Here is a 25,120-nt window from a genome sequence, read left to right on the forward strand (position 1 = left end):
GGTGAATTCAGTCTCCACGGAGTGTTCGTCCCGACCCTGCTCGGGTTGATGTTGTTGGCCTATCTGGTCAACAGCGGCCTGCACGCGCTGCTGCAGCGTGCCGGCGCCTATCGCCATGTATGGCACCCGGCGCTGTTCAACCTGGCGCTGTACGGAATCGTGCTGGGCCTGCTGTTCCACCTCCTGCGTTGGATGCAATCGTGAACAAGATCGTGAAGAAGACCCTGCCGGTGCTGCTCACCAGCGCAGCCGTGATCGTCGCCCTGCTGGTGCTGCGCCAGCTGTGGGTCTATTACATGGATGAGCCGTGGACACGCGATGCCCATGTCGGCGCCGACGTGGTGCAGGTGGCGCCGGACGTATCCGGGCTGGTGGAAACAGTGCAGGTGGCCGACAACCAGGCGGTGAAGAAGGGTGACCTGCTGTTCGTGGTCGACCGTGCCCGTTACCGCATCGCGCTGGAACAGGCCAAGGCCAGCCTGGGCGAGCGCCAGGCCTCGGTGGCACAGCTGCGCCGCGAGATCGGCCGTGACCGCAGCCTGCAGGACCTGGTCGCCGCCGAGGACGCCGAAGTACGCCGCGCCAAGCTGCAGGCCGCACAGGCCGCGCTGGCCACCGCACAGGCGGCGGTCGACCTGGCCGAGCTCAACCTGGGGCGCACCGAGGTGCGCGCACCGGCCGATGGCCGGGTCAACGACCGCACCATGCGCGTGGGCGACTACGTGGTGGCCGGCAAGCCGGTGCTGGCGCTGCTGGATACCGGCTCGTTCCGCATCGATGGCTATTTCGAGGAAACCCGCCTGCGTGGCGTGGCCCCGGGGCAAGCCGTGGACATCCGCCTGATGGGCGAATCGACCCCGCTGCGTGGCCATGTCGAAAGCATCGCCGCCGGCATCGAGGACCGTTACCGCAGCAATGGCAGCACCCTGCTGCCGAACGTGACCCCGGCCTTCGACTGGGTGCGCCTGGCCCAGCGCATCCCGGTGCGCATCGCCATCGACGAGGTGCCCAAGGGCGTGGAACTGATCGCCGGCCGCACCGCCACCGTAACCGTGGACACCGGCCGCCACCCGCACAACGACAAGGCCGGCACCGCGCCGACACAGGCGGGCCTGTGAACGCCGCCCTGCCCCGTCTCGGCCTGATCGTCGCGCTGGCCAGCCTGGCCGCGTGCAGGACCGTCGGCCCGGACTATGCATTGCCGGAGGGCTCGGCGTTCAAGCGCCCGCAGGCCAATGCCGCCTTCATCGATACCCAGAACCCGCAGATCGCCGCCAACCAGGCGCTGCCCGACCGCTGGTGGTCGCTGTACAACGACCCGGTGCTGGATGGCCTGATCACCCAGGCGCTGCGTGACAACGTGGAGCTGAAGGCCGCCGATGCGCACCTGCGTCGTGCGGCGGCGGTGTACGAACAGGCGCTGGACGCCGGTGGCTTCGAGTACGAGGCCGAGGCCGGGGTCAGCCGCGCGCAGCTGTCGGCCGAATCGTTCCTGCAGGAACACGAGCTGCCGGTGATCAACCTGGCCGATGGCAAGTTCGCGGTCAGCTACCAGTTCGACCTGTTCGGCAAGCTCAAGCGCGGCGCCGAAGCGGCCCGTGCCGACGAGCAGTCGGTCGCCGCGGCACGCGATCTGGCCCAGGTCAGCGTGGTCGCGCAGGTGGCCGACAGCTATCTGGAAATCTGCCACGCCAACCACGAACTGCACGTGGCCGAGCATTCGCTGCAGCTGCAGCAGCGCAGCCGTACGGTCACCGAGCGCCTGATCGCGGCCGGCCGCGGCACGCCGCCGGAACTGGCCCGCGCCAATGCCCAGGTGGCGCTGCTGGAAGCTGCACTCCCGCCGCTGCAGGCGCAGCGCTCGGCCGCCGCCTATTCGCTGGCCGCGCTGCTGGGGCAGACCCCGGGCCAGCTGCCGGCCGGTGTGATCGACTGTGCACATGCCCCCAGCCTGGCGCAGCCGCTGCCGGTCGGTGATGGCCGTGCACTGCTGCAGCGTCGCCCGGACGTGCGCCAGGCCGAGCGCAAGCTGGCCTCGGCCACGGCGCGGATTGGTGTCGCCACCGCCGAGCTGTACCCGGACATCCGCCTGGGTGCCTCGCTCGGTGCCGCCGGCCTGCTCGAGGACTTCGGCACGCCGATGACCCAGCAGTGGTCGATCGGCCCGTTGATCTCGTGGACGCTGCCGTCGTCCGGCACGCACGCACGCATCCACGCTGCCGAAGCCGGTGCCGATGCGGCCCTGGCCGAGTTCGACCACACGGTGCTGCAAGCACTGCGCGAGACCCAGACCGCGCTGGACCGCTATGCGCAGGATCTGCGCCGGCTGCAGTCGCTGCGCATCGCGCAGGAGCAGGCCGCACTGGCCGCCGAGCAGAACCGCCGGCTGTACCAGGGCGGCCGCACGCCGTACCTGTCCAGCCTGGATGCCGACCGCAGCCTGGCCACCAGCGATGCCACCCTGGCCGCCGCCGAAGCGCAGGTCTCGCGCGACCAGATCCACCTGTTCCTGGTGCTGGGTGGTGGCTGGCAGGCATCGGTTGCCCCGCCCGCGCCGTCCACCGCACAGGCCTCGGCGAAGTAAGCCATGAACGCGCTGACCGATCGCCAGGCCTGGCTGTTCTCGATCAAGACCTACCTGGCCGCGGTGGCCGCGCTGTACATCGCCATGGCCGGCAACCTGTCGCGCCCGTACTGGGCGATGGGCACGGTGTACATCGTCAGCCAGCCGCTGCTGGGCCCAACCCGCGCCAAGGGCGTGTACCGCATCGTTGGCACCCTGGTGGCCGGCCTGGCCACCCTGCTGGTGCTGCCGGCGCTGGTGGAAACGCCGCTGGTGCTGAGCGCGGCGATGTCGATCTGGCTGGCCGGGTGCCTGTTCATGGCCCTGCTCAACCGCGGACCGCGCGGCTACGCGTTCCTGCTGGCCGGCTACACCACCGCCTTCATCGGCTTCCCGGCGGTGACCTCGCCGGAAACCATCTTCGACACCGTGGTGGCGCGCAGCGAGGAGATCATCCTCGGCACCGTGGTGGCAGTGCTGTTTGCTTCGCTGCTGTTCCCGGCCTCGGTACGCCCGATGCTGCGCGCCCGCATCGGCAACTGGATGGAGGACGCGGCTCAGTGGTGCCGGCAGATCCTCGAACGCGGCCGCGCACACGCGCCGCGCAACCGGCTCGCCGCCGACCTGGTGCAGTTCGAGGCGCTGATCGAGTTCCTGCGCCGCGATGATCCACGCCATGCCGGTTCGGCGGTGTCGATGGAGCGCCTGCGCGAGCGCATGCTGCTGCTGTTGCCGGTGCTGTCCTCGATTGCCGACCGCCTGAGCGCGCTGCGCAGCGATGGCCAGGCCCTGCCGGAAGGACTGCCGGCACTGGTCGACGATATCCATGACTGGCTGGACGGGCCGACCAACGCCAGCGAATACGCCCGCCTGCGCGCGCGCATCAGCGCACTGAAGCCGCAGGTGGACCGCGACCTGCAGCACCTGCAGCTGGCCAGCCTGCTGCTGCGCCTGGAGGAACTGGTGGACCTGTGGCAGGACTGCCGCACCCTGCAGCACGCGATCGACCACGGCACCGCGCCGCTGGACCGCGCGCACTACCGCATCCGCACCGAACGCGTGGCCGCCGACAAGCACGTCGACTACGGCATGGCGCTGTTCTCCGCGCTCAGTGCCGGCGTGGCGCTGATGAGCTACTGCGTGCTGTGGATCGCGCTGGGTTGGGAAGGTGGTGGCAACGGCGCGATGATGGCCGCGGTGACCGCTGCATTCTTCGCTGCACAGGACGACCCGGCACCGAGCATGGTGTCGTTCCTGGTGTGGGCGATGGTCGCCTCGGTGGTGGCTGGTGTGTACCTGTTCGGCGTGTTCCCGGCGGTGCACGACTTCGGCCTGCTGGCATTGGTGCTGGCGGTGGCGTTCCTGCCGCTGGGCTTGATGCTGCACCACCCCAAGAGCGCGCTGTTCGCGTTGCCGTTGACGGTGAACCTGGCCGCGCTGCTGAGCCTGCAGAACACCTACAGCGCCAACATCCAGACCTTCCTCAACTCGTCGATTGCGATGTTCATCGGCATTGGCTTTGCGGTGGTGATGACCCGCCTGTTCCGCTCGGTGGGTGCCGAGTGGACCGCACGCCGGCTGGTGCGGCAGGGCTGGACGACGCTGGCCGAAGCCGCCGAAGGCCGCGGCCAGCAGGACCGCCAGCGCTTCGCCGCACGCATGCTCGACCTGCTGGGCCTGCTCGCACCGCGCCTGGCAGCGACGCCCGAGGGCAGCGACATCGCCTCGGTGGACATGCTCAACGAGGCGCGCATCGGCCTGAACATCCTGCAGTTGCGTCGCGCACGGCTGGAACTGCCCGAGCGCAGCCGCGAAGCGGTCGAGCACATCCTGGAAGAGATCGCCGTGCACTACCGCCGGCAGATTGCCGCGCGCAAACCGATTGTTGCCGCCGAAGCGCTGCGCGAGCGGCTGGATACCTCGCTGGGCCGGGTGGGCAGCGTTGCGGCCTGCAAGGCCCGCGATGAAGCCCTGATGGGTCTGATCGGCCTGCGCTTCGCGCTGTTCCCGGAGGCGAAGGCATTGGCGCCGGGGTTGGCGGATGCCAACACTGCATCGGCCTGATAATGAGCACTAGCGCCGGGCGACGCCCGGCAGCCTTTCACCACGCCCGCAGGACGGTTCAATGAGTTACGACATGATGGTGTTCGAGGCCAGCACCGCTCCACGTGAGGCGGCGGCCTTCATCGCCTGGTTCGAGAAGCAGACGCAGTGGAACGAACGCCACGAGTACGACGACCCGACGGTCAGCAGTCCCGCGTTGCAGGCGTGGTTCGCGGAGATGGCACAGGAATTTCCGCCAATGAACGGGCCGTTGAGCAATGACGACGATGATCGTGCTGAGGTGACCGAGTACAGCATCGGTAGTCAGGTGATCTACGGCGCGTTCGCCTATTCGGTGGCCGAGCGCGCGCATGGCCGCGTGCAGGATCTGGCCGAGAAGCACGGCGTGGGCTTCTTCGACGTGAGTGCCGATGAAGCGGCGATCGTGTTCCCGGATGGCCTGGTACTGATCGCGTAGATCCACGCAATGCGTGGATGAACCCCGAAGCGATCAGGACGCTCTTTTGTAGAGTCGAGCCATGCTCGACTCCATGGCCCATCAGCCGAGCATGGCTCGGCTCTACATTATTGCGGCGCAGTCGAGCATGGCTCGACTCTACAGGGGCGCATCGCGCCCGTTTCAGAACAACGTGCCCTGCACGGTGGGCTGTTCAATACGCGCCGGTGCTTCGGCCACTGCTTCCGCACCCAGCCGCCAGGCCAGACCACCCAAGCGGCTGGCGTGGCGCTTCAATGCGGCCTGCAGCACATCGGCGCTGCCGGCCACATGCAGCACCTGGCGGGCGCGGGTCAGGCCGGTATAGACCAGTTCGCGTGACAGCACGCGGCTGTCCTGGCGCGGCAGCTGCAACCACACTTCATCGAACTCCGAGCCCTGTGCCTTGTGCACGGTCATCGCGAAGGCGCTTTCGTGCGCGGGCAGTGCGGCCGGGTGGAAGGCGCGTGGCTGGTCGACGCTGTCTCCGGGGAACCAGGCCACCATCGCGCCGCTGCCATCGCGCAGGCAGATACCGATATCGCCGTTGAACAGGCGATGACGGTAGCTGTTCTCGGTGACCAGCAGCAGGCGACCCTGGAAGTAGCCGGGGGTGTTGCCGGCCAGCAGCTGTTCGATGCGGCTGTTGAGCCCGCGCGCGCCCTGCGGGCCTTCGCGCAGCGCGGTCAGCACGCGCAGGCGCCCGGCCTGCTGCAGGGCAAGCACTGGATCAGCCGCATCGGCCAGTGCGCGCCAGTGGCCCAGCAGGTGCTCGCGCTGGCCACGCAGCGGATCGGCTTCGCCTTCGTGGAAATGCACGCCGGCCAGTTCACCACTGCGCAGCAGCTGCAGCGCGGTGCTGCTGTTGCCCTCGCGCACGGCATGGGCCAGCGGTGCCAGGTCCAGCGCATTGCTCTGCCGGTAGCCGCGCTGCAGCTGCACGCGGCGCCCGGCGAAGGCGCGTGGTGCCGCCTGCGGCTGCAGCGTGGCCGGAAGCAGCAGATCATGCAGTGCCTGCGCGTCATCGGCGCGGGTGCCGATGCCATCACCGCTGGCGCGCAGGATCGCACTGAGCACGTCGCCGGCCTCGACCGACGGCAGCTGATCGGGATCGCCGAGCAGGATCAGCCGGGTGCCGCTGGCGATCGCATCGACCAGCTTGGCCATCATCGGCAGATCGATCATCGAGGCTTCGTCGACCACCACCACATCCACCGGCAGCGGATTGTCGGCGTGGTGACGGAAGCGCGGTGAATCGGGAATCACCCCGAGCAGGCGATGCAGGGTGGTGCCGGTACTGGGCAAAGTCGCGCACAGCGCCGGGTCCAGTCCTTGTTCCTGCAGGCGTTGCACGGCGACGCGCAGGCTCTCGGCCATCCGTTCTGCGGCGCGCCCGGTGGGCGCGGCCAGCGCCACCTCGGGCAGCGCCTGGCCGGCGTGCCGGGCCTGTGCCGCCAACAGCAGCAACAGGCGCGCGATGGTGGTGGTCTTGCCGGTGCCGGGGCCGCCGGTGACCAGTGCCAACGGATGGCGCAGGGTCACGCCGGCGGCGCGTGCCTGGTGATCCTCGCTGCCCGATGCCTGCGGGAACAGCTGCGCGAACAACGGTGCCAGCGCGGCCATGTCCGGTGCCGGCAGCGGATGCCGGCCGATACGCTGCAGCCCGGCCGCCAGCTGACGCTCGTACTCGCGATAGCGGCGCAGGTAGAGCAGCCCGTTTTCCAGCACCAGCGGTGCATCCTCGGCGATGGCATCGGCCTGCTCGGGTGTCGCCACCCAGGGCGACGCACGCAGCTGCGCCAGCCAGCCCTGCGCAGCAGGCCACTCGGGCACGCCTTCCAGCAGCCGCTGCGGTTGTGCCGGATCGAACGCAGCGTGGCCCTGCGACACCGCCAGAGAAGCCAGGGCGGCCGCCAGCGCCACGCTCTCGGGCGTGTCGTCGCGCAGCCGCTGCAGGCTGGTCGCCAGTGCATGGTCGAGGGTGCGCAGCTGACCCTTCTGGTGCAGTTCCTTCAGCAGGCTCATGCGCTGGCTCCACGGGCACGTGCGGCCAGTTCGGCCTGGGCCTGTTCGCCACCGGCGAACAATGCATCCAGCGCATCCACCAGCGCCAGCGGGAAGCGGTCCACGTGCACGCCGTTGCCGGCGGCATCCAGGCCGCGACAGAACAGGTAGCGGATGCCGCCCATGTCGCGCTCATAGTCATAGGCCGCGCCCAGGCGGAAACGCAGCCAGCGATGCAGAGCCACCGTATAGATCAGCGCCTGCAGGTCGTACTCGCTGTGGCGCATGGCAATGGCCAGCAGGTCCGGGCTGTAGCCCGGCAGGCGGTTGGATTTGTAGTCGAGCACGTACCAGCGCCCGTCGCGCACGTAGGTCAGGTCGATCATGCCGGTCATCAGCCCTTCCAGGCGGCGGCGCTGGCCGAAGCCGCGACGCGTACTGGAAACCCCATGTGCATGCAGCACCTGCAACAGCGCCGGCACCGTGGTCGGTTCGATGGCGAAATGGAAGTCGATTTCCGCGCGACGCTCGCCTTCACCCAGGCTGTGCAGCGCACCGCCTTCGGGCAGCGGCACGGTGAGCGTGTGGCCCACCAGCGGCACCAACACCGCCACGCCATCGTCCAGGTCGGCATCGGCATAGCCTTCGTCGTGCAGCGCCTTGCGCAGCACCTCGGCCTGGCCCTCTGGGGCTTCCAGGCCCGGCTGCCAGTCACCCCAGGCAGCGAAGTCGACGTTCTCCATCGCTTCGTGCAGCACGTTGCCGAAGCGACTGCCCATGAAGCGCGGGTCGACCGCTGCGCTGTCCTCGGCCGCCGCAGCGGGTTCCGGCAGCGCGGGTTCCAGCGGCAGTTCCGGGCCGGCCGGTTCGTCGGCGGCCGGTGCCGGCAGCTCGGTGGCGGCGGCTTCAATATCACTGCCAGCGCCCGCGTCGGCATGCGCCAGCTGGGTGAAGCTGTACACCCACCAGTCGTGCGGTACGCGCCGGGTCAGGGCACGCACCGCCGGAAGGTCACCTTCCACTTCGGCTGCCAGCTGCGGCAGCGCGGCCGGTGTCTCGCTGTCATCGATGTGCACGTCGGCCTGGGCGCGCAGCGCCTGAAGGTCGCCCAGCAACGGCGCCAGCCGCGTCCTGCCCAGCCCGGCGAGATCGCCCACCGCGATCCACAACGCGTGTTCGGCGCGGGTCAGTCCCACATACAGCAGGCGCGCATCCTCGGCGCGCTGCTCGCGCTCACGTTGGTTGCTGGCCGCTTCCCAGGCTTCGTCCTTGTCGAGCTTCCAGTGCAGCTGGCGCTGGCCATCCACATGCACCGTGCAGTGCGACGACGTGTTCGGCGCGCCGCCGTCGATGCCGACGAACGGCAGGAACACCAGCGGGTACTCCAGGCCCTTGCTCTTGTGCAGGGTGATGATCTGTACCCGGCGCGCATCCGATTCCAGGCGCAGCAGCTGTTGCTCGTCATCCTGATCGGCGCTGGCCATCTGCCCCTGCAGCCAATCCAGCAGGCCGTGCATGCCCAGCGCCTGCGCCGAGGCTTCCTGCAGCAGTTCGCCCAGCTGCAGGTAATTGGTCAGGCGGCGCTCGCCATCGATCAGCGCCAGCAAGCGTTCGCCCTGTGCAGCACAGACGTCGGCGATCACTGCGAACGGTCCGCCGCGCTGCCAGCGCTCACGCCAGTGCAGCAGTTGTGCCTGGAACTCGCGTTGCAGGTCGCCCTCGCGTTCCATCGCCGCGATCGCACTGGCCCGCTGGCCAAGCAGCACGGTGGCCATCACCGCACGCAGGCGGCCTTCGTCGGCCGGTTGCAGCAGTGCCAGCAGCAGCGCGCGGAGATCACGCGCTTCAGGGGTGGAAAACAGGCTCTGCTTGCCGGCCGCCACGGCAGGGATGCCGACCGCGGCCAGCGCGCGCTGCACCAGCGTGGCCTCGCGATGCGAGCGCACCAGCACCGCGATATCACCGGGTTGAACCGGGCGTCCACGCAACACGGCATTGCCCGCACGCGCCTCGACCAGGATCTGGTGAATCGCAGCCACGCAGGCCTGGGTCGCGGCATCACGCGAGGCGTCCGCACTCATCGCCTTGTCACCGCCACTGCGCAGCACGCGCAGGGTGAGTGCCGTGGCGGCATGGCCATCACGCTGGTAGTCCTCGTCGATGCGCACGCCACCGGGCCGCACCGGCTCGAACTGGATGTCGCGTTCGAGGAAGGCGTCTTCGCCACCGTTGTCGTACAGCGCCTGCAACGCGCGCAACACAGCCGGTCGCGAGCGGAAGTTCTGGTCCAGCACCGGCGCCTGCTGCGCCACCTGCTTGGCCTTCAGGTAGGTGTGGATGTCGCCGCCGCGGAAACCGTAGATCGCCTGCTTGGGGTCGCCGATCAGGAATAGTGCCGGCGCCAGGCCGAGTTCGCGCACCTCCGGCGAATCGCCGAACACGGTGTGGAAGATGCCCCACTGGCGATCGTCGGTGTCCTGGAACTCATCGACCAGCGCGATGCGGTACTGCGCACGCAGTTGTTTTACCAGTGTCAGCCGTTGCGGGCCTTCCAGCGCCACCGCCACGCCATCGATCAGATCGTCGTAGGTCTGCACCCGGCGCGTGCGCTTCAGCGCCTGCAGGCGCTGCGTGGCTTCGGCGCGAAGCGTGTGCAGGAAATTCAGCGCGGTACCACGCAACCAGGCATCGCGTTCGGCCAGCAGCGCGACATAGCGCGCCAACGGCGCCTGCAATGGCGACGATGGCGTGCGATCGGGGAACTTTTTGTTGGTCTTGTCGGCCAGCACCTCCGGCAGCAGTGCCGGCAGGCGCTCGCTGGCCAGCATCTCGCGCGGGTCGGCACGCTCGGCCCAGGCCAGCAGCTGTCGGCCCAGCGGGTGCAGCCAGCCCAGCTTGTAGGACACGCCGTTGATCCACTTGTTGTCGACGGCATCGCAGAGGTCGATGAAGAACTGCTCGCCATGCTCGCGAAGCGCCTGCTGCAGTTCGGCGGCGGTGGCCTGCAAGGCCGGGTGTGGATCAGCCAGCGTCACCGGCTGTGGCAACGGGTGCAGGGGCGGCGTGCCCAGCAGCGCGCGCAGATCGGCGGCCAGCGCGTCCGGGTTGGACCACAGCCAGGTCAGCGGCTCCAATGTGGCCGGGTCATTGGCATGCACGCGCCACAGATCAGCGGCCAGCTCCTCCAACAGTTCACGATCGCTGGCCAGCAGTTCCGGCGGATCAAAGGTATGGCCGCTTTCCAGTGCATGCTCGCGCAGCACGCGGGTGCAGAAGCCGTGGATGGTGAAGATCGAAGCCAGGTCGATCTCGTCGGCAGCCACCTGCAGGCGGCGTTTCAGTGCGACCGCGCTCTCGGTTCCGCCCTGTAGATGGCGCTGCAGTACCTCGCGGGTCAACCGCAGGTCTGGCGCTTCGCCCTCGGCCGGTTCCAGATCGACCAGGCGCGCGGCCAGCGCCAGGCGCTCGCGGATGCGCTTGCGCAGTTCCTGGGTGGCGGCATCGGTGAAGGTCACCGCCAGGATCTGGCCGATACGCAGGCCCTGCTCGACCACCAGTCGGGTGAACAACGTGGCCAGGGTGAAGGTCTTGCCGGTGCCTGCGCTGGCTTCAATCAGGCGGATGCCGTCCAGCGGCAGGGCCAGGTAGGGATCGCCCGCCATACGCTGGGTTTCCTGATCAGCGATGGCGGTGTTCATGCGTTGCCCTCCTGGCGTGCTTCGGTACCGAGAGTGCGGCCTTCGCGCACCGCGCTGAAGACCACCTGGCTGTTGCGCAGCAGCTCGGCATAGCTGGCATCGGTGGCAAACGGGTCGGCACCGCGCAGCAGCAGCTGCCAGGCGTCGCTGCTGGATTCACCCCAACTGCGGTCGCTGCCATGCCACTGCTTCCAGCCTTCGCTACGCTGTTTTTCTGCTGGCGCGTTGTACAGCACCCAGCCGGTATACGGGGCAAAGCGCAGCGGCTCACGCAGGCCGCGCTCGCGCAATTGCAGCAGCGCACGCAGCGCCGCGCGTGCAGCGGGGGCGCTCAGTGCTGGCAGCACATGCGGGCCGGGCCCGGCGTCACCGCCATCGTGGAACTGCACCAGCGGCAACGCATCGCCGGCGGCGTTGGCCAGCAGCCAGTCCAGGCCCTGGCGGATCACTGCATTGCCATTGAGCGTGCCGGCGCGCAGGCGCACCAGCCCTTCAGGATGCCGATCAGCCACGCGGCCGTGCAGGCGCACGCCGTCGATGTCCACTTCGTAGCGACGGCTTTCCAGCGGTTCGCCCTGCATCCAGCCCAGCAGCGCACTGGCATACGGGCGCGTCTTCAACTGCTCCCCCTCGAATTGGCGCTCGCCCAATGGACCCGATGGCAGCAGTCCACGCGCGCGCAGCCGCGGGTACAACGGCTCGGTATCGCCGCTGAGCGTGGCACGCACCACCGCCGCCTGCACGCTGCGCTTTTCCGGCCCGCGCGATGACAGCACCAGCGGTTCCAGGTCATCGACCTCCTCGATATCGTCGGCCAGGCGCAGGCCCAGCGACTGTGCGAGGAACTGTCCGGCCGGGTCGCACAGGAAACGGCGCAGGGTATCGAGCGCGACCTCGTCCTCCACTGCGTCATCGAGCGGCGGCGGCAGCGGTGCGTCGAACCAGGGCTGCAGTCCACCGCGCTGGCCGGTGAGGCGACCGGCCGCCGGATGCCACTGGCGGCGATAGCTGAAGCGGCGGGGGTCGCCGTCACCGAACGCGGCGGGCGAGAACGGCTGCAAGGCATGGCGCACGGTGAAGTCGCGGACCGCAGCAGGCGGATCGAGGTGATACGCAGCGGCGGCATCGATCAGTTCACTGACCAGCACCGACGGCTCGCGCACGCTGCCATCGCGCGGATCGGCGCCGAGATAGCTGAGGTAGAACACCTCCTGCGCGGCGGCGAACAGCTGCAGGAACAGGAAACGGTCGTCTTCGCGGGTGGAGCGGTCGCCCGGTCGGCGGCGCGGCGTGTCCAGCTCGGCGGTGAGCTGGTTGAGACCGGCCGCCGGGTCACGACGCGGGAAATCGCCATCATTGAGACCCAGCACGCAGATCACCCGGAACGGCAGCAGACGCATCGGCACCATGCGGCCGAAGCTGATGCCACCGGTCAGCAGCGGCGCGCGCGTATCGGCCTCGCCCAGCGCACCAGCGAAGTGCGAACGCACCACCTCCGGTGGCACACCGTCTTCGAAACCGGCCTTGGCTGCATCGTCGGCGAACTGGTTGAGCAGCTTGCGCAGGCGCTCCAGCGCACGCTGGCTGTTGGACGAGCTGGGCGCGGTCGGCAGCAGCGCGTCCAGCAACGACAGCAGGCGCTGCCGCCACTGCGCCGGCGTCAGCAGCTCGCCGAGGCGGCGCTGGTAGATCGCCAACACGCGCAACAGGCGCAGCAGCCGGTCGAGCGCTTCCAATGCGCCGCCCTCCAGCTCGATCCACGGTGCAACACCGGCCAGGTCGGCCTCGCTGCCGGTCGCGTGACCGAGCACCAGGCGGTCCAGCGCGAACTGCCAGGTGTAGGCGTCGTCGGCCGGTGCCTGGTGCTGGTTGCGGTGCTTCGCATCCAGGCCCCAGCGTGCACCGGCCTGCTGCAGCCAACCATGCAGGCGGTCGAAGTCCACCGCTTCCAGACCGGCCGCTTCGGCAAGCGGCGCGCTGGCCAGCAGGTCCAGCACTTCGTTCAGGCCGAAACGCGAGACCGGCAGGCCCAGCAGGTGTACGAACACATCGGCCAACGGCTCGCCCGCCAGTGGACTGCTGTCAGCCAGCGCATACGGAATGTGCTCCTCCTCCCCGCCGCGACCACCGAACACCGCTTCCAGGTACGGCACGTAGGGATCGATGTCTGGCGCCAGCACCGCGATCTCGCGCGCCTGCAGCGGCGGATCGAAGCGCGGGTCCTGCAGCAGGCTGCGCAGCTGGTCGTGCAGGACCTGCAGCTCGCGCAGGCGGGTATGGCAGGCATGCACCTGCAGGCTCGGGTCGTCGCGGCGCAGGCCGTCGCGCAGCTGCCCCGAAAGCAGCGCGCGGCGGTGGAACAGATCGCGCTGCAGGCGATGCAGCAGGCTGTCGGACAGGCCGCCCTCATCCAGGGTCGGCCGGGTGTCCTCCTCCGGATCGGAATAGGCCGCAATCTCGCCGGCCGGGTGCACCACCTCGTAGCTGCCCAGCACCGCCATGAAGTCGCGGCCGGCCGCACCCCAGGCTTCCAGCAGGCGGTTCTCACCGGCCGCTTCACCGAAGGGATCGGGCGCGCCGCTGCGCAGGCGCTCGGCCAGCGTCTGCAGATCGCCCCAGTACGACTGCACCGGGGTGGGCATATAGAAGTGCAGCTCGCCAACACGTGCCTGGGTGGCCATCACCCGCAGCACATCGGGCGAGATGTTGAGCGTCGCGAACGCAGACATGCGCGGTGGCAAGCCCTTCGGCAAGGGTTGGCCGGCCCCTTCGAAGCGGTCCAGGTACTCCTGGATGCGGCGCGCGCGATAGTCGTGGCCGTGGGTGATGGTGCGCCACAGGATCGCCTGCGGATCGGACGGATCGGCACCGGCCGACCAGCGCAGCAGCCAGTCGCGGCGCCACGCCTGGTACTTCTCGAACACCGAGGCCAGCTCGCCAGCCAGCGCCCACGGCTTCAATGCGTCATCGCCGGCAAGATAGGACTGCAGCGCGCGCATCGGTGGCTGCGCCAGCAACGCCGGGTCGCGCAGGGCCTGGTACAGCTTCCAATGCAGGCCGGCCGCGTCCAGGTCGTCCTGCTCGCCGCTGACGTTGGCCTTCAGCGCGCGCGCCACGAACTCACCCGGGGTGAGGAATTCGAGGTTCGCAGCCACACCGAACTCGGCGGCCAGTGTCGCTTGCAGCCAACGCCGCATCGCTACCTGCGGGATCAGCACCACTTCCGGTGCCAGCAGCGGCTGGCCAGGAACGGGCGCACGCACATTGCGCGCCAGCAGCGCGGCCAGCACGTCCAGGGAGTTGGAATGGTAGAGGCGGAAATCGCTGCCTGGGTCACTCATCATGCACAGTGTGCAGGACGGCAGGCAGTATTCAATGGCTGGGCCGCGAGCGGTACGGATTGTTCCGGGACGCCAGCCGATTGTCCCGGCCTCCGCCGAGGCTTGTCGTGCAACAATACTGCACCGTCCAGTCTGCTTATGTTCAGCCGACGGGCCCGATCCTTCGATGTCTAAAAAACGTTAATGGTGCCCATGTCGGCTTCCACCTCCAGTCTGGTGCAGTTATCCAACGTCCGCATCGACCGGAGCGGACGCACGATCCTGCGCGACGTGTCGCTGCAGGTGCCCAAGGGCAGCATCACCGCCGTTCTGGGTCCGTCCGGCAGCGGCAAGTCGACCCTGCTGGCGGCGCTGACCGGCGAACTGCGCCCGGTCGCCGGCGAGGTCACCCTGTTCGGCAAGCCGATTCCGCATGACAGCGGCGCGCTGCTGGAAATGCGCAAGAGCGTGGGCGTGCTGCTGCAGGGCAACGGCCTGCTGACCGACCTGACCGTGGCCGAGAACGTGGCGCTGCCGCTGCGTACGCACACCCGCCTGCCGACCGCCGTGCTGCGCCGGCTGGTGCAGATGAAGCTGCATTCGGTGGGCCTGCTGGCCGCCGCCGATGCCTGGCCGCGCGAGCTGTCAGGTGGCATGGCGCGCCGCGTGGCGCTGGCCCGTGCACTGGCGCTGGACCCGCCGCTGATGATCTACGACGAGCCGCTGACCGGGCTGGACCCGATCGCCTCGGGGGTGATCATGAGCCTGATCCAGCGCCTCAACCACAGCCTGGGCCTGACCAGCATCATCGTCAGCCACCACGTGCACGAGACCCTGCCGATCTGCGACCAGGTGATCGCGATCGCCAATGGCGGCATCGTGTTCCAGGGCACGCCCGAGGCACTGCAGTCCAGCCAGGACCCGCTGCTGCGGCAGTTCCTGCACGGCCAGCCCGATGGCCCCATCCCGTTCGATGCCGCGCCGCGCGCGAGGGTCGCCTGATGCCGTTCGTTCAAGCCACCCGCTCGCTGGGTCGTGCCGGCCTGTTCTCGCTGACCGTGCTGCGCGGTTCGCTGCCGACCCGTGATTTCCTGGCCGAGTTGACCCGCGAGATCTACAAGATCGGTGCGCGCTCGCTGCCGATCATCGCCGTCGGCGGTGCCTTCGTCGGCCTGGTGTTGACCCTGCAGGGCTACCGCACGCTGACCACCTTCGGTGCGGCCGACGCACTGTCGACCCTGCTCGGGCTGTCGCTGTACCGCGAACTGGCACCGGTGTTGACCGCGCTGCTGTTCATTGGCCGCGCTGGCAGCTCGATCGCCGCCGAACTGGGCCTGATGCGTGCCACCGACCAGATCAAGGCGCTGGAGCTGATGGCGATCGACCCGGTGGCCAAGGCGGTAGCGCCGCGCTTCTGGGCGGCGGTGCTGACCGTGCCGCTGCTGACCGGTATCTTCTGTTCGCTTGCAATCAGTGCCAGCTACTTCGAAGCGGTGCACGTGCTGGGCCTGGACAATGGCGTGTTCTGGTCGGCGCTGCGCAACAGCGTGGACTTCTGGGACGACTTCGGCGTGGCAATGCTGAAGTCGGCGATCTTCGGCGGCACCGCCGCGCTGGTTGCCGCCTATGTGGGTTTCCACGCCGAGCCGACCATTGAAGGCACTTCGGTGGCGACCACCCGTGCGGTGGTCAACGCTTCACTGCTGGTGCTGATGTTCAACTTCGTGCTGTCGGCAATGTTGTTCACCTAACCCCTCCACCGGCGGTGCGCAGGCGCGCGCGGCCACAACGACTCGATCAGGTAATCCACATGGCCATCCGCGGTCCCAGACTCGAATTTTCCGTCGGCGCCTTCCTGCTGCTGGCCCTGGCCTCGCTGATGGTGCTGGCCGTGGCCTCGACCAACCAGCGCTGGAGCTGGGGCAGCGAAGGCTACGACCTGAAGGCACGCTTCTCCCAGGTCGGCCAGCTGCGCAAGCAGGCACCGGTGAAGATCGGCGGCGTCACTGTCGGCCAGGTCGCTTCGATCGACCTGGACCCGGTGAAGTTCGAATCGATCGTCACCCTGCGCATGGACAGCAAGGTCAAGGACCTGCCGGCGGACACCTCGGCCGGCATCTTCACCAGCGGTTTGCTCGGCGAGAGCTATATCGGTCTGCAGCCGGGCGGTGATCCGGACGTGCTGAAGGCCGGTGACGAGATCGTCTTCACCCAGCCAGCGGTGGACCTGATCCAGCTGGTCGGCAAGTACATGTTCAGTGGCGGTGCCGGTGGCGGCGCTGCTCAGAAGCCCAACGATGGCGCGCAGGCGCCTGCAACGGAACCGCAACCATGAAGATGAAACTGATCCCGGCCCTGCTCGCCTCGGCGCTGCTGGCGGCCACCCCGTTCCTGGCCCAGGCCCAGGCCGCTGCGCCGGCCGCTGCCGCAACGCAGAGCCAGGCCGGCAAGGTGGTGATCGATGCCAGCAGCCGCATCCTGTCCACGCTGCAGCAGCGCAAGAGCGAGTTCACCAGCAACCCGGCCAGCCTGCGCAGCTACATCGACAGCGAGCTGACCCGCACCTTCGACCGCGACTACGCCGCGCGCCTGGTGCTGGGCCCGCACGCCCGCGGCGCCTCCGACGCCGACATCAAGCTGTTCGCCGATGCCATGGCCGACAGCCTGATGCAGCGCTACGGCTCCACCCTGCTCAACATCCAGGGCAAGCCGAGCTTCCGCCTGAAGGGTGAAAGCCCGCTGCCGGGCAATCGTGGCGTGCGCGTGAGCACCGAACTGGTGCGCGCTGGCAACGAACCGACCCCGGTCGAGTACTGGATGCGCAACGTGAACGGCCAGTGGAAGATCTTCGACGTCAACATCGAAGGCATTTCCTACGTGCAGACCTTCCGCAACCAGTTCGACACCCCGCTGCGCCAGAAGGGCATCAAGCAGGTGGCCAACGAACTGCACAGCGGCAGCATGCAGGCCGGGCCCGCGGGCAATGGCAAGTAACGCACTGGCGCTGCTGGAAGGCGACACCCTGCGCCTGCGCGGGGTGCTCGACCGTGCCGCGGTGATCGCGCTGTGGCCGCAGCTGCAGGCCCTGCCGGCAAAGCTGTCACGGCTGGAGCTGGGTGAGGTCGAACGCGTGGACAGCGCCGGCCTGGCGCTGCTGGCCGAGCTGGCCGCACGTGCGCGCAAGAGCGGTCACCCGCTGGCAGTCTCCGGCGCGCCGGCCGGCTACAACGAGCTGAGCGCAGCCTACCGGCTGTCGCCCGACCTGGATTTCAACGCTACTTCTGCTGCGAGCTGACATGAACGTCGTACGCACTTTCCCCCTGATCGTCCTGGCCACCGCCCTGACCGCCTGCGCCGGCAAGCCCGCACGCAGCGATGCGCCCGCAGCCAGCACCGTGGTCCCGGCCAGCACCATCGCCGAGGCCTCTGCCGCCACCGCCGATACCGCTACGGTCGATGCCGCACCGGCAACAGCCGTGGTTGCCGCACCTGCGCCGGCCACGCCGCCATCCGCACCGGCCCGCAGCGCCGACACCGATGCGGCCAGGGCCGCGGCGGCGACCGCCCCCGGTGGTGACGACGACTTCGATGCCCTCTACGGCGGTGCCGGCAACACTGGCAGCGCGGCAGCCTACGATCCGTGGGAACCGTTCAACCGCAAGGTGCACACGTTCAACAACGCGGTTGACCGTGGCATCGCCCGCCCGCTGGCCACGGCCTACACCCACGTGGTGCCGCGCTTCGCCCGCACCGGCGTCAGCAACTTCTTCAGCAACCTGCGCGCACCGGTGACCATCACCAACCAGCTGCTGCAGGGCCGCGGTGCCGATGCGTGGGACAGCCTCGGCCGCTTCCTGATGAACAGCACGCTGGGTATCGGCGGCCTGTTCGATCCGGCCAGCAAGGCGATGGTGCCGCGTCGCAATGAGGACTTCGGGCAGACCCTGGGTGCCTGGGGCTGGCGTCGTTCGCGTTACGTGGAACTGCCGTTCTTCGGCCCTCGCACCGTGCGCGATGTGTTCGGCCTGGCCGGTGACATTCCGCTGTCGCCGATCCGCCGCATCGAAGAGGACAAGATCCGCATCGGCCTGCAGGGCATGCAGCTGGTCGATACCCGCGCGCAGCTGCTGGCGATCGACGACCTGCGTGACACCGCCGTGGACGAGTACTCGCTGGTACGCGATGCGTGGATGCAGCGCCGCAACTACCAGATCGAGAACGATCTGCGCAGCAAGCGCGACCGTGGCCATGACGATGCCAATTCGCCGATCCCGGTCGATGCGATGCCGATGCCGCAGTGGACGCACTGAGTCCGGTCTGCAGCGCATGAAAAACCCCGCCTCGGCGGGGTTTTTCTTTTCCGGTAGGTGCCAACCTTGGTTGGCACGCTTTCCTCAGGCTGCCAGCGCTGCCTCGATGGCCTCGCGCAGGCGCGCGTCATCGGCAGCCACGTCCGGGGCGAAACGCGCGATGACCTTGCCGTCGCGGCCAACCAGGAACTTCTCGAAGTTCCACAGCACCGCCGGTGCTGCGTGGATCGGGATCTCCTTGCTGGCCAGGCGCTCACGCAGCGGGCCTTCGCCGATCGACTGCGGCTGGGCGGCGGTCAGCTGCTGGTACAGCGGATGGGTATCGTCACCGGCCACGCTGATCTTGGAGAACATCGGGAAGCTGACGTCGTAGGTGAGCTGGCAGAACTGCTGGATCTCCGCCTCGCTGCCCGGCTCCTGGCCGAGGAAGTTGTTGGCGGGGAAGCCCAGTACTTCCAGACCCTGCGCGTGCTTTTCCGCATACAGCGCCTGCAGGCCTTCGTACTGCGGGGTCAGGCCGCACTTGGAGGCGACGTTGACCAGCAGCAGTACCTTGCCCTGGTAGTCGGCAAGCGAGGACGGCTGGCCGTCGATGGTGGTGAGGGAAATGTCCTGGATCGGGGTGCTCACGCGGGGGCTCCGGCAACAGCGGGGAATGGCCCACCAGCATAGCGCCACGCGATGGCGGTAGTGCCGGCCGCTGGCCGGCAATCGTGCGACCGTTCGCAAGGGTTCATGCGGTTGCCGGCCAGTGGCCGGCACTACGATCAGTCCACGCAGATCGTGCCCTGCGCCTTGCCGTCATCAATGCGCTGGCGGCAGCCGAAGTTCTGGCGCACATCGCGCTGGCAGGTACCGGTAGCGGCGCTGCCAGCGGCCACCTCGGGACCGGCCAGGCACTGGCCCGTGCAGTCGCTTTTGCGGCTGCAGGCCTTGCCGGCATCGGCATAGGGAATCACGCACTGCTCGCGTTGCAGCCGGCCCAGCCGTTGCAGGCTGCCGCCGGCGGCCTGGCAGTCGACGTCGCGCGCTTCGCGATACGCCTCGGCCGCTTCAGGGCTGGTGGCTGCGGCAGGTGCCGCGGTCGTATCGGCAGCCGGTGGTGCGCTGCTGCAGGCGGCAAGCAGCGCGGTCAGGACAAGGCTGGTGAAGCGGCGCAGGCGCATGACGATACCTGATCGAGGCGGACAGGCCGCCAGCATACGCATCGGCGATGCAGGCGGCGTGTCAGCGTGGCTCAGGCCTCGTCGCCGTCACTGCCTTCCTCTGCTGGCAGCGCGTCCGGCAGCAACTGGCGGCTCTGCTCAACCGGCAGCGACTCGACATCCCTCAGCTTGCGGGCGATCGCGCGGGTGCGCACCCCGGTCTGGTCGATCTGCTTGCTGGCCTGGTCCAGCTTGGCCTTCACGTTGTCCAGTACATCACCGAACTTGCCGAACTCGGTCTTCACCGCACCCAGCAGGCTCCACACCTCGCTGGACCGCTTCTCGATGGCCAGCGTGCGGAAGCCCATCTGCAGGCTGTTGAGCAGTGCGGTGATCGTGGTCGGCCCGGCGACCACCACGCGGTGGTCGCGCTGCAGCAGATCGACCAGGCCGGGGCGCCGGATCACCTCGGCATACAGGCCTTCGGTAGGCAGGAACATCACCGCGAAGTCGGTGGTGTGCGGCGGCACGATGTACTTCTCGCAGATCGACTTGGCCTGCACCTTCACCGCACGCTCCAGCTGCGCACCCTGCACGCGTACCAGTTCGGCGTCACCCTGCTCCTGTGCGTCCAGCAGGCGCTCGTAGTCTTCGCGTGGGAACTTGGAGTCGATCGGCAGCCACACCGGCGTGTCATCGCTGCTGCGGCCCGGCAGGCGCACGGCGATGTCGACCATTTCGCCACTATCCGGGCGTACCTTCACCCCGCGCGCGTACTGCTCCTGGATCAGGGTCTGCTCGAGGATGTTCTCCAGCTGTACTTCACCCCAGCTGCCGCGCGTCTTGACGTTGGTCAGCACGCGCTTGAGGTCACCGACGCCGGTGGCCAGCTGCTGCATCTCGCCGAGGCCGCGCTGCACCTGTTCCAGGCGCTCCGAGACCAGTTTGAAGGACTGGCCAAGGCGTGTTTCCAGGGTGGACTGCAACTTCTCATCCACCGTCACGCGCATCTGTTCCAGCTTCTGCGCATTGTCGCTCTGCAGCGCGCGCAGCTGCTCTTCCAGCGTCGTGCGCATCTCGGCGATGCGCTGCTCGTTGCGCTGGGTCAGTTCCTGCAGGCGCAGGCCAAGGCTTTCAGTCAGGCGCTGCTGCGACTGCGCGCCCTCCTCGCGGCCCTTGCGTGCATCGTCCACCAGGGTCTGCCGCAGCGCGCCGAGCTGGGTATCGGTACGCCCGGTGAGCTCCTGCAGCTGCTGGCCAAACGCATGGATGCGGGCTTCCTGCTGCTGGCCGAAGGTCTCCAGCTGGCCGCGCAGCTCCTGCAGCCGCTGTCCCATCAACGCCGCGCCGCGCTGCTGGCTCTCGGCCGCTTCGGCGCGCGCCTTGCGGGCATCTTCGCCCAGCGCTTCGCGCAGCAGGTCCAGGCGCTGGTCGGTGCGGGTGGACAGATCGGTCAGCGCGCGGGCGAAGCCATCGAGCTGTTCGCGCAGCTCGCTGCGCCCGGCCCGCGCCTCCTCGCGCACCGCCTGTTCCAGGCGGTCATGCGGCGGGCGGCGCAGCAGGGCGACCAGCTGCAGGATGAGCACGGCCAATAGAAGGCCGCCAATGAGCAGATATTCGGTTTGCATGGGGCAAGTGTAGGCTGGCCGAGTCTCAACTGCTGCGTCAGGACCATGGTCGTCCTCTACGGAAAGCCCACCTCCATCAATGTGCGTAAAGTGCTGTGGCTGTGCGTGGGGCTGGGTCTGCCCCTGCACCACGAACCGGCCCCCTCGCCGGACCTGCTGGCCACGCTGAACCCCAACCGGCAGGTGCCGGTGCTGCGTGATGCCGACTTCGTGCTGTGGGAATCCAACAGCATCTGCCGCTACCTGGCCGCACGCGCCGGTCGCGAGGATCTGCTGCCACATGCAGCAAAGGACCGGGCCCGGGTGGAGCAGTGGATGGACTGGCAGGCCAGCGACCTCAACAGCGCATGGCGCCATGTGTTCATGGCGCGCGTGCGCCAGCATCCGGACTATCCGGATGACGCCCGTGCCGAGGCCAGCCTGGCGCAGTGGAACCGGCTGATGGGCGTCCTTGATGCACAGCTGGCCACTACCGACGGCTACGTGGCGGGCAACACCTTCACCCTCGCCGACATCGTGCTCGGGCTGTCGACCCAACGCTGGCGCAGCACGCCGGGCAGCAAGCCGGTACTGGCACACGTAGATGCCTGGTTCGAACGCCTGCGCCAGCAGCCCGGTTTCGCCGAGTACGTCGACAACGGTGTGGCCTGAGCAGTGGCTTCTGCAGCTGTTGGCAGGTGTCGACCTTGGTCGACACGGCTGATCCACGCCATGCGTGGATGAAGCGCTGTAGAGCCGGGCGCAGGCTCGGCTCCACAGGAAAAACCGGGCCTTACCAGCCTTCCAGCACGATCTTGCCCTTGGCGCGGTGGCTCTCCAGCAGCGCGTGGGCACACCGCAGGTTGGCCGCGTCGATGCGCCCGAAATGCTCGCCCAGGGTGGTCTGCAGCACGCCTGTGTCGATCAGCTCGGCCACCCGGTTCAACAGGTCATGCTGGCGCTGCATGTCGGCGGTCTTGTACAGCGGCCGGGTGAACATCGACTCCCAGTGCAGTGACAACGCCTTGCGCTTGAGCGCCATCACGTCGACCTGGCCGGGATCATCGATCAGCCCCAGCTGGCCCTGCGGCGCCAGCAGTTCCACGATCTGCGCGTAGTGCTGGTCGGAGTGGGTCAGGCTGGCCACGTGCTGCACCTCGCTGATGCCGAGCCGCGCCAGGCCCTCGGCCAGCGGCAGGCTGTGGTCGATCACATGGTGTGCGCCCATTGCGTACGCCCAGTCCTGGGTATCCGGACGCGAGGCGGTGCCGATCACCGTCAGTTTCGTCAGCTTCCGCGCCAGCTGCACCAGGATCGAACCGACACCGCCGGCAGCGCCGATCACCAGCAGGGTCTGGCCTTCGCCGCCACCCTCGGGAATTCTCAGGCGGTCGAACAACAGCTCCCAGGCGGTGATCGCGGTCAGTGGCAGCGCGGCGGCGGCGGCATCGTCGAGGCTGGCCGGCTTGCGGCCGACGCTGCGCTCGTCCACCAGCTGGTACTCGGCATTGCTGCCCGGGCGATCGATGACGCCGGCGTAGTAGACCGCATCGCCGGGCTGGAACAGGGTCACCTCGCTGCCCACCGCGTCGACGATGCCGACCGCATCCCAGCCCAGCACGCGCGGGCCATCGGTGGTCACGCCGCGACGGACCTTGGTGTCGACCGGGTTCACCGCCACCGCGCGTACCGCCACGCGCAGGTCACGCGGGCCGGGCAGCGGCAGCTCCAGTTCGATGTCGATCAGGGCCTGGGCATCATCGATCGGCAGGCCGGCTTGGGTGTAGGCAATGGCGCGCATGGCAGCGGTCCAGTGGGGAAGGAGGCGACAGGTTGCGCCGCACGCGCTCCCGCAGAAAGGCGCAGAATCGGGCAGCACTTTCACTCTGGCAATGAAGATGATCCGCTTCGACGATCTGCAGCTGTTCGTCCGCACTGCCGCACTGGGCAGCTTCTCGCAGGCGGCGCGCGAGGCCGACCTGCTGCCCGGACAGGTCGCCGCGGCGGTGGCGCGGCTGGAACGCGAGCTGGACCTGCGCCTGTTCGTGCGCACCACCCGCAGCCTGCGCCTCACCGGCGAGGGTGCGCTGTACCTGCCGTATGCGCAGGAGGTACTGGCCACCCTGCGCGAGGGCCAGGCGCGCGTGCAGGGCGAGGACACCGAGCTGCACGGCACCCTGCAGCTGTCGGCGCCCTCGGACCTCGGCCGCAACCTGCTGCTGCCCTGGCTGAGCGCCTTCCGAGCTGCGCACCCGCGGCTGCGCCTGCACCTGCGCCTGTCCGACGAGGTGGCCGATGTATTCCGCGACCCGGTCGACGTGGCCATCCGCATCGGCCACTTCGACGACGCCAACTACGTCGCCCTGCCGCTGCTGGAAGGCAATCGACGCGTGCTGGCCGCCTCGCCCGGCTACCTGCAGCGGCGTGGCACGCCCACCCGCCTGGAGGATCTGCGCGAGCACGACTGCCTGGTCTATCAACTCAACGGCCGCGCCTACGATCGCTGGTCATTCGAGGTCGACGGGCGTCGCAGCGTGATTCCGGTGCGCGGTCCGCTGGTCTGCGACGACGCCGATGTAGTGCGACGCTGGGCCGTGGCCGGCGAAGGCATCACTTACAAGTCCTGGCTGGACCTGCGCGAGGACGTGCTGGCCGGGCGCCTGCAGCTGCTGCTCGATGGTGTTGGCAGCAGCATCCCGCTGCAGCTGGTATGCCCGCACCGCAAGCAGTTCTCGCCAGCGGTACGGCAACTGCATGCGCAGCTGCGCCAGCACCTGCAACCGCTGCTGTCTGGCATGCCCACTGGCCTCACCCGCCCCCTGTCGCCAACGGCGGCACTGGCCGACAATGGCGGCCCCCCGTAACAAGAGAACGCCGCCATGCCGTGGATGGGCATCCAGGACCTGTGGACATTTCTGGTCGCTGTGCTGGTGTTTCTCGCCCTGCCCGGCCCCGGCACCTTCACCCTGCTGACCGCCACGGGCCGGGGTGGCGTGCGTGGCGGCTACACCGCGTTGGCCGGCCTGCTGGTCGGTGACCAGATCCTGATGTGGCTGGCGCTGGCCGGCGTAGCCGCGCTGCTCAAGGCCAACCCGCTGGTGTTCCACGCCGTGCAGTACCTGGGTGCGGCCTACCTGGTGTGGGTCGGCATCAGCCTGCTGCGCACGCCGAAGCACGAGGGCGGCGACGCCGGCCCGATCCGCATGCAGCCGGGGCGCTACTTCCAGCAGGCGATCCTGGTCAGCCTGCTCAATCCGAAGGCGATCCTGTTCTACATGGCCTTCCTGCCATTGTTCATCGATCCGAAGGCGCATCAGGGCATTGCTACCTTCGCGGCGCTGGCGGGCATCATCCTGGTGGTCAGCATCGCCTACTGCTCGATGTTGATCGGCGTGGGCAACCTGGCCCGCCGCCGCCTGATCCAGCACCCGCGAATCAGCGATGCGCTGCGCCGCGTGGCCGGCCTGTTCCTGGTGGGGTTCGGCATCCGGTTGGGGCTGAACGGATGAAACCCTGGTCGACGGCGATGGGCGCCCTGCTGCTTCTGGCCAACACGACCGCCCCAGCGGCCACCGCGCAGGATCATCGCTGCCTGAGCGGCGGCCGCAATGACGGCATCCATCTGGAATGGCGTTGGCTGGATGACGGCCAGGCCGACGTTCGCTATGCCGGGCAGCGCGAACGCCTGCTGCTGCGGCAGGTTTCGATGGAGACCACCGTGCTGGCCGAAGACCGCCCCTACCAGTTCGACAGCGTCTGGGAAGAGCGCATCAACGGGCGCCTCAACGGCCGCTACCTGCTGAGCACGCAGGGCGCGCTGGTGCTGGACCTGAGCTACGAGCGTAGCCGCGACGGACGTCGCACCACCTTCCACGATGACGTCGAGGCCTGGCAGGAAGACGGCTGCCGCTGGCCCGGCAAGGTGGCCGAGTGA

At 68.5% G+C, this 25,120-nt stretch carries 22 protein-coding genes; 15 read left to right on the forward strand and 7 right to left on the reverse strand.

Features of this window, described 5'->3' with window-relative positions; genetic code table 11:
- From QRO95_RS07380 to QRO95_RS07400, 5 genes are all read left to right on the forward strand, one after another.
- Nucleotides 1-204, forward strand: a 204-nt coding sequence (locus QRO95_RS07380; protein ID WP_285302162.1) for a DUF1656 domain-containing protein, incomplete at its 5' end; no start/stop codon positions are given.
- The gene (locus QRO95_RS07385) at nucleotides 201-1,118 is read left to right on the forward strand and encodes an HlyD family secretion protein (RefSeq protein WP_032973896.1); all 918 of its coding nucleotides are present in this window, start codon (nucleotides 201-203) and stop codon (nucleotides 1,116-1,118) included. The genes QRO95_RS07380 and QRO95_RS07385, both read left to right, overlap by 4 nt.
- On the forward strand, nucleotides 1,115-2,584 hold the full coding sequence (locus QRO95_RS07390) for an efflux transporter outer membrane subunit (protein WP_285302163.1): 1,470 nt from the start codon (nucleotides 1,115-1,117) through the stop codon (nucleotides 2,582-2,584). The genes QRO95_RS07385 and QRO95_RS07390 overlap by 4 nt, the downstream gene beginning before the upstream one ends.
- Before the next feature lie 3 nt (nucleotides 2,585-2,587).
- Nucleotides 2,588-4,627, forward strand: coding sequence for an FUSC family protein (locus QRO95_RS07395; RefSeq protein ID WP_197655743.1), 2,040 nt, complete (start codon nucleotides 2,588-2,590; stop codon nucleotides 4,625-4,627).
- A gap of 61 nt (nucleotides 4,628-4,688) precedes the next feature.
- Nucleotides 4,689-5,084, forward strand: a complete 396-nt coding sequence (locus QRO95_RS07400; protein ID WP_285302164.1) for a hypothetical protein — start codon at nucleotides 4,689-4,691, stop codon at nucleotides 5,082-5,084.
- Nucleotides 5,085-5,246: 162 nt separating this feature from the next.
- On the opposite strand, the gene recD is transcribed toward QRO95_RS07400, so the two are convergent.
- From recD to recC, 3 genes are read right to left on the reverse strand one after another with little or no spacing between them, the layout of a single operon-like run.
- The gene (gene recD, locus QRO95_RS07405) at nucleotides 5,247-7,127 is read right to left on the reverse strand and encodes an exodeoxyribonuclease V subunit alpha (RefSeq protein ID WP_285302165.1); all 1,881 of its coding nucleotides are present in this window, start codon (nucleotides 7,125-7,127) and stop codon (nucleotides 5,247-5,249) included.
- Nucleotides 7,124-10,804, reverse strand: a complete 3,681-nt coding sequence (recB, locus tag QRO95_RS07410; RefSeq protein WP_285302166.1) for an exodeoxyribonuclease V subunit beta — start codon at nucleotides 10,802-10,804, stop codon at nucleotides 7,124-7,126. Before recB ends, recD begins: the two co-directional genes overlap by 4 nt.
- Nucleotides 10,801-14,148, reverse strand: a complete 3,348-nt coding sequence (gene recC, locus QRO95_RS07415) for an exodeoxyribonuclease V subunit gamma (RefSeq protein ID WP_285302167.1) — start codon at nucleotides 14,146-14,148, stop codon at nucleotides 10,801-10,803. The genes recB and recC overlap by 4 nt, the downstream gene beginning before the upstream one ends.
- Before the next feature lie 189 nt (nucleotides 14,149-14,337).
- On the opposite strand from recC, the gene QRO95_RS07420 reads away from it, so the two are divergent.
- The 6 genes from QRO95_RS07420 to QRO95_RS07445 are packed head-to-tail and all read left to right on the forward strand — an operon-like array spanning nucleotide 14,338 to nucleotide 18,434.
- Entirely contained in the window at nucleotides 14,338-15,126 is a 789-nt protein-coding gene (locus QRO95_RS07420; RefSeq protein ID WP_049462908.1) for an ABC transporter ATP-binding protein, read from the forward strand.
- Nucleotides 15,126-15,875, forward strand: coding sequence for an MlaE family lipid ABC transporter permease subunit (locus QRO95_RS07425; RefSeq protein WP_005414955.1), 750 nt, complete (start codon nucleotides 15,126-15,128; stop codon nucleotides 15,873-15,875). The genes QRO95_RS07420 and QRO95_RS07425 overlap by 1 nt, the downstream gene beginning before the upstream one ends.
- A gap of 59 nt (nucleotides 15,876-15,934) precedes the next feature.
- Nucleotides 15,935-16,459 (forward strand): outer membrane lipid asymmetry maintenance protein MlaD, encoded by a 525-nt coding sequence (mlaD, locus tag QRO95_RS07430; protein ID WP_010487482.1) that lies wholly within the window; start codon nucleotides 15,935-15,937, stop codon nucleotides 16,457-16,459.
- On the forward strand, nucleotides 16,456-17,118 hold the full coding sequence (locus tag QRO95_RS07435; RefSeq protein WP_010487479.1) for a phospholipid-binding protein MlaC: 663 nt from the start codon (nucleotides 16,456-16,458) through the stop codon (nucleotides 17,116-17,118). Before mlaD ends, QRO95_RS07435 begins: the two co-directional genes overlap by 4 nt.
- Complete coding sequence (locus QRO95_RS07440) at nucleotides 17,108-17,419, forward strand: lipid asymmetry maintenance protein MlaB (RefSeq protein WP_032128488.1); 312 nt, start codon at nucleotides 17,108-17,110, stop codon at nucleotides 17,417-17,419. Before QRO95_RS07435 ends, QRO95_RS07440 begins: the two co-directional genes overlap by 11 nt.
- A 1-nt stretch (nucleotide 17,420) precedes the next feature.
- Nucleotides 17,421-18,434, forward strand: coding sequence for a VacJ family lipoprotein (locus QRO95_RS07445; protein ID WP_049420935.1), 1,014 nt, complete (start codon nucleotides 17,421-17,423; stop codon nucleotides 18,432-18,434).
- 84 nt (nucleotides 18,435-18,518) lie between these two features.
- On the opposite strand, the gene QRO95_RS07450 is transcribed toward QRO95_RS07445, so the two are convergent.
- The 3 genes from QRO95_RS07450 to rmuC form a co-directional block, all read right to left on the reverse strand.
- On the reverse strand, nucleotides 18,519-19,064 hold the full coding sequence (locus tag QRO95_RS07450) for a glutathione peroxidase (protein WP_010487473.1): 546 nt from the start codon (nucleotides 19,062-19,064) through the stop codon (nucleotides 18,519-18,521).
- 137 nt (nucleotides 19,065-19,201) lie between these two features.
- Complete coding sequence (locus QRO95_RS07455; RefSeq protein ID WP_071228677.1) at nucleotides 19,202-19,600, reverse strand: hypothetical protein; 399 nt, start codon at nucleotides 19,598-19,600, stop codon at nucleotides 19,202-19,204.
- Nucleotides 19,601-19,671: 71 nt separating this feature from the next.
- Nucleotides 19,672-21,207 (reverse strand): DNA recombination protein RmuC, encoded by a 1,536-nt coding sequence (gene rmuC, locus QRO95_RS07460; protein ID WP_049400349.1) that lies wholly within the window; start codon nucleotides 21,205-21,207, stop codon nucleotides 19,672-19,674.
- Between the two features lie 45 nt (nucleotides 21,208-21,252).
- Between rmuC and QRO95_RS07465 the strand changes: the two genes are divergently transcribed.
- On the forward strand, nucleotides 21,253-21,858 hold the full coding sequence (locus QRO95_RS07465) for a glutathione S-transferase family protein (protein ID WP_285302168.1): 606 nt from the start codon (nucleotides 21,253-21,255) through the stop codon (nucleotides 21,856-21,858).
- Nucleotides 21,859-21,979: 121 nt separating this feature from the next.
- Here the strand turns inward: QRO95_RS07465 and QRO95_RS07470 are convergent, their stop codons facing one another.
- Nucleotides 21,980-22,987: a zinc-binding alcohol dehydrogenase family protein gene (locus QRO95_RS07470; RefSeq protein ID WP_285302169.1), complete on the reverse strand. Its 1,008-nt coding sequence runs from the start codon at nucleotides 22,985-22,987 to the stop codon at nucleotides 21,980-21,982.
- A gap of 91 nt (nucleotides 22,988-23,078) precedes the next feature.
- Between QRO95_RS07470 and QRO95_RS07475 the strand changes: the two genes are divergently transcribed.
- The 3 genes from QRO95_RS07475 to QRO95_RS07485 are packed head-to-tail and all read left to right on the forward strand — an operon-like array spanning nucleotide 23,079 to nucleotide 25,120.
- On the forward strand, nucleotides 23,079-24,050 hold the full coding sequence (locus tag QRO95_RS07475; protein WP_121504956.1) for a LysR family transcriptional regulator: 972 nt from the start codon (nucleotides 23,079-23,081) through the stop codon (nucleotides 24,048-24,050).
- Between the two features lie 15 nt (nucleotides 24,051-24,065).
- A complete protein-coding gene (gene leuE, locus QRO95_RS07480; RefSeq protein ID WP_005411716.1) occupies nucleotides 24,066-24,695 on the forward strand; it encodes a leucine efflux protein LeuE in 630 nt (209 codons plus the stop codon).
- Nucleotides 24,692-25,120 carry a hypothetical protein gene (locus tag QRO95_RS07485; protein WP_285302170.1) on the forward strand — a complete coding sequence of 143 codons (429 nt, stop codon included), beginning with the start codon at nucleotides 24,692-24,694 and terminating at the stop codon, nucleotides 25,118-25,120. Before leuE ends, QRO95_RS07485 begins: the two co-directional genes overlap by 4 nt.

It is taken from the genome of Stenotrophomonas maltophilia group sp. Smal13 (assembly GCF_030236855.1).
GTDB classification, from domain to species: domain Bacteria; phylum Pseudomonadota; class Gammaproteobacteria; order Xanthomonadales; family Xanthomonadaceae; genus Stenotrophomonas; species Stenotrophomonas maltophilia_A.

Coding starts and splice junctions, on each gene's coding strand:
- QRO95_RS07395 (WP_197655743.1), top strand. CDS start 2,588: ATGAACGCGCTGACCGATCGCCAGGCCTGGCTGTTCTCGATCAAGACC.
- QRO95_RS07400 (WP_285302164.1), top strand. CDS start 4,689: ATGAGTTACGACATGATGGTGTTCGAGGCCAGCACCGCTCCACGTGAG.
- recD (WP_285302165.1), bottom strand. CDS start 7,127: ATGAGCCTGCTGAAGGAACTGCACCAGAAGGGTCAGCTGCGCACCCTC.
- recB (WP_285302166.1), bottom strand. CDS start 10,804: ATGAACACCGCCATCGCTGATCAGGAAACCCAGCGTATGGCGGGCGAT.
- recC (WP_285302167.1), bottom strand. CDS start 14,148: ATGATGAGTGACCCAGGCAGCGATTTCCGCCTCTACCATTCCAACTCC.
- QRO95_RS07420 (WP_049462908.1), top strand. CDS start 14,338: ATGTCGGCTTCCACCTCCAGTCTGGTGCAGTTATCCAACGTCCGCATC.
- QRO95_RS07425 (WP_005414955.1), top strand. CDS start 15,126: ATGCCGTTCGTTCAAGCCACCCGCTCGCTGGGTCGTGCCGGCCTGTTC.
- mlaD (WP_010487482.1), top strand. CDS start 15,935: ATGGCCATCCGCGGTCCCAGACTCGAATTTTCCGTCGGCGCCTTCCTG.
- QRO95_RS07435 (WP_010487479.1), top strand. CDS start 16,456: ATGAAGATGAAACTGATCCCGGCCCTGCTCGCCTCGGCGCTGCTGGCG.
- QRO95_RS07440 (WP_032128488.1), top strand. CDS start 17,108: ATGGCAAGTAACGCACTGGCGCTGCTGGAAGGCGACACCCTGCGCCTG.
- QRO95_RS07445 (WP_049420935.1), top strand. CDS start 17,421: ATGAACGTCGTACGCACTTTCCCCCTGATCGTCCTGGCCACCGCCCTG.
- QRO95_RS07455 (WP_071228677.1), bottom strand. CDS start 19,600: ATGCGCCTGCGCCGCTTCACCAGCCTTGTCCTGACCGCGCTGCTTGCC.
- rmuC (WP_049400349.1), bottom strand. CDS start 21,207: ATGCAAACCGAATATCTGCTCATTGGCGGCCTTCTATTGGCCGTGCTC.
- QRO95_RS07465 (WP_285302168.1), top strand. CDS start 21,253: ATGGTCGTCCTCTACGGAAAGCCCACCTCCATCAATGTGCGTAAAGTG.
- QRO95_RS07470 (WP_285302169.1), bottom strand. CDS start 22,987: ATGCGCGCCATTGCCTACACCCAAGCCGGCCTGCCGATCGATGATGCC.
- QRO95_RS07475 (WP_121504956.1), top strand. CDS start 23,079: ATGAAGATGATCCGCTTCGACGATCTGCAGCTGTTCGTCCGCACTGCC.
- leuE (WP_005411716.1), top strand. CDS start 24,066: ATGCCGTGGATGGGCATCCAGGACCTGTGGACATTTCTGGTCGCTGTG.
- QRO95_RS07485 (WP_285302170.1), top strand. CDS start 24,692: ATGAAACCCTGGTCGACGGCGATGGGCGCCCTGCTGCTTCTGGCCAAC.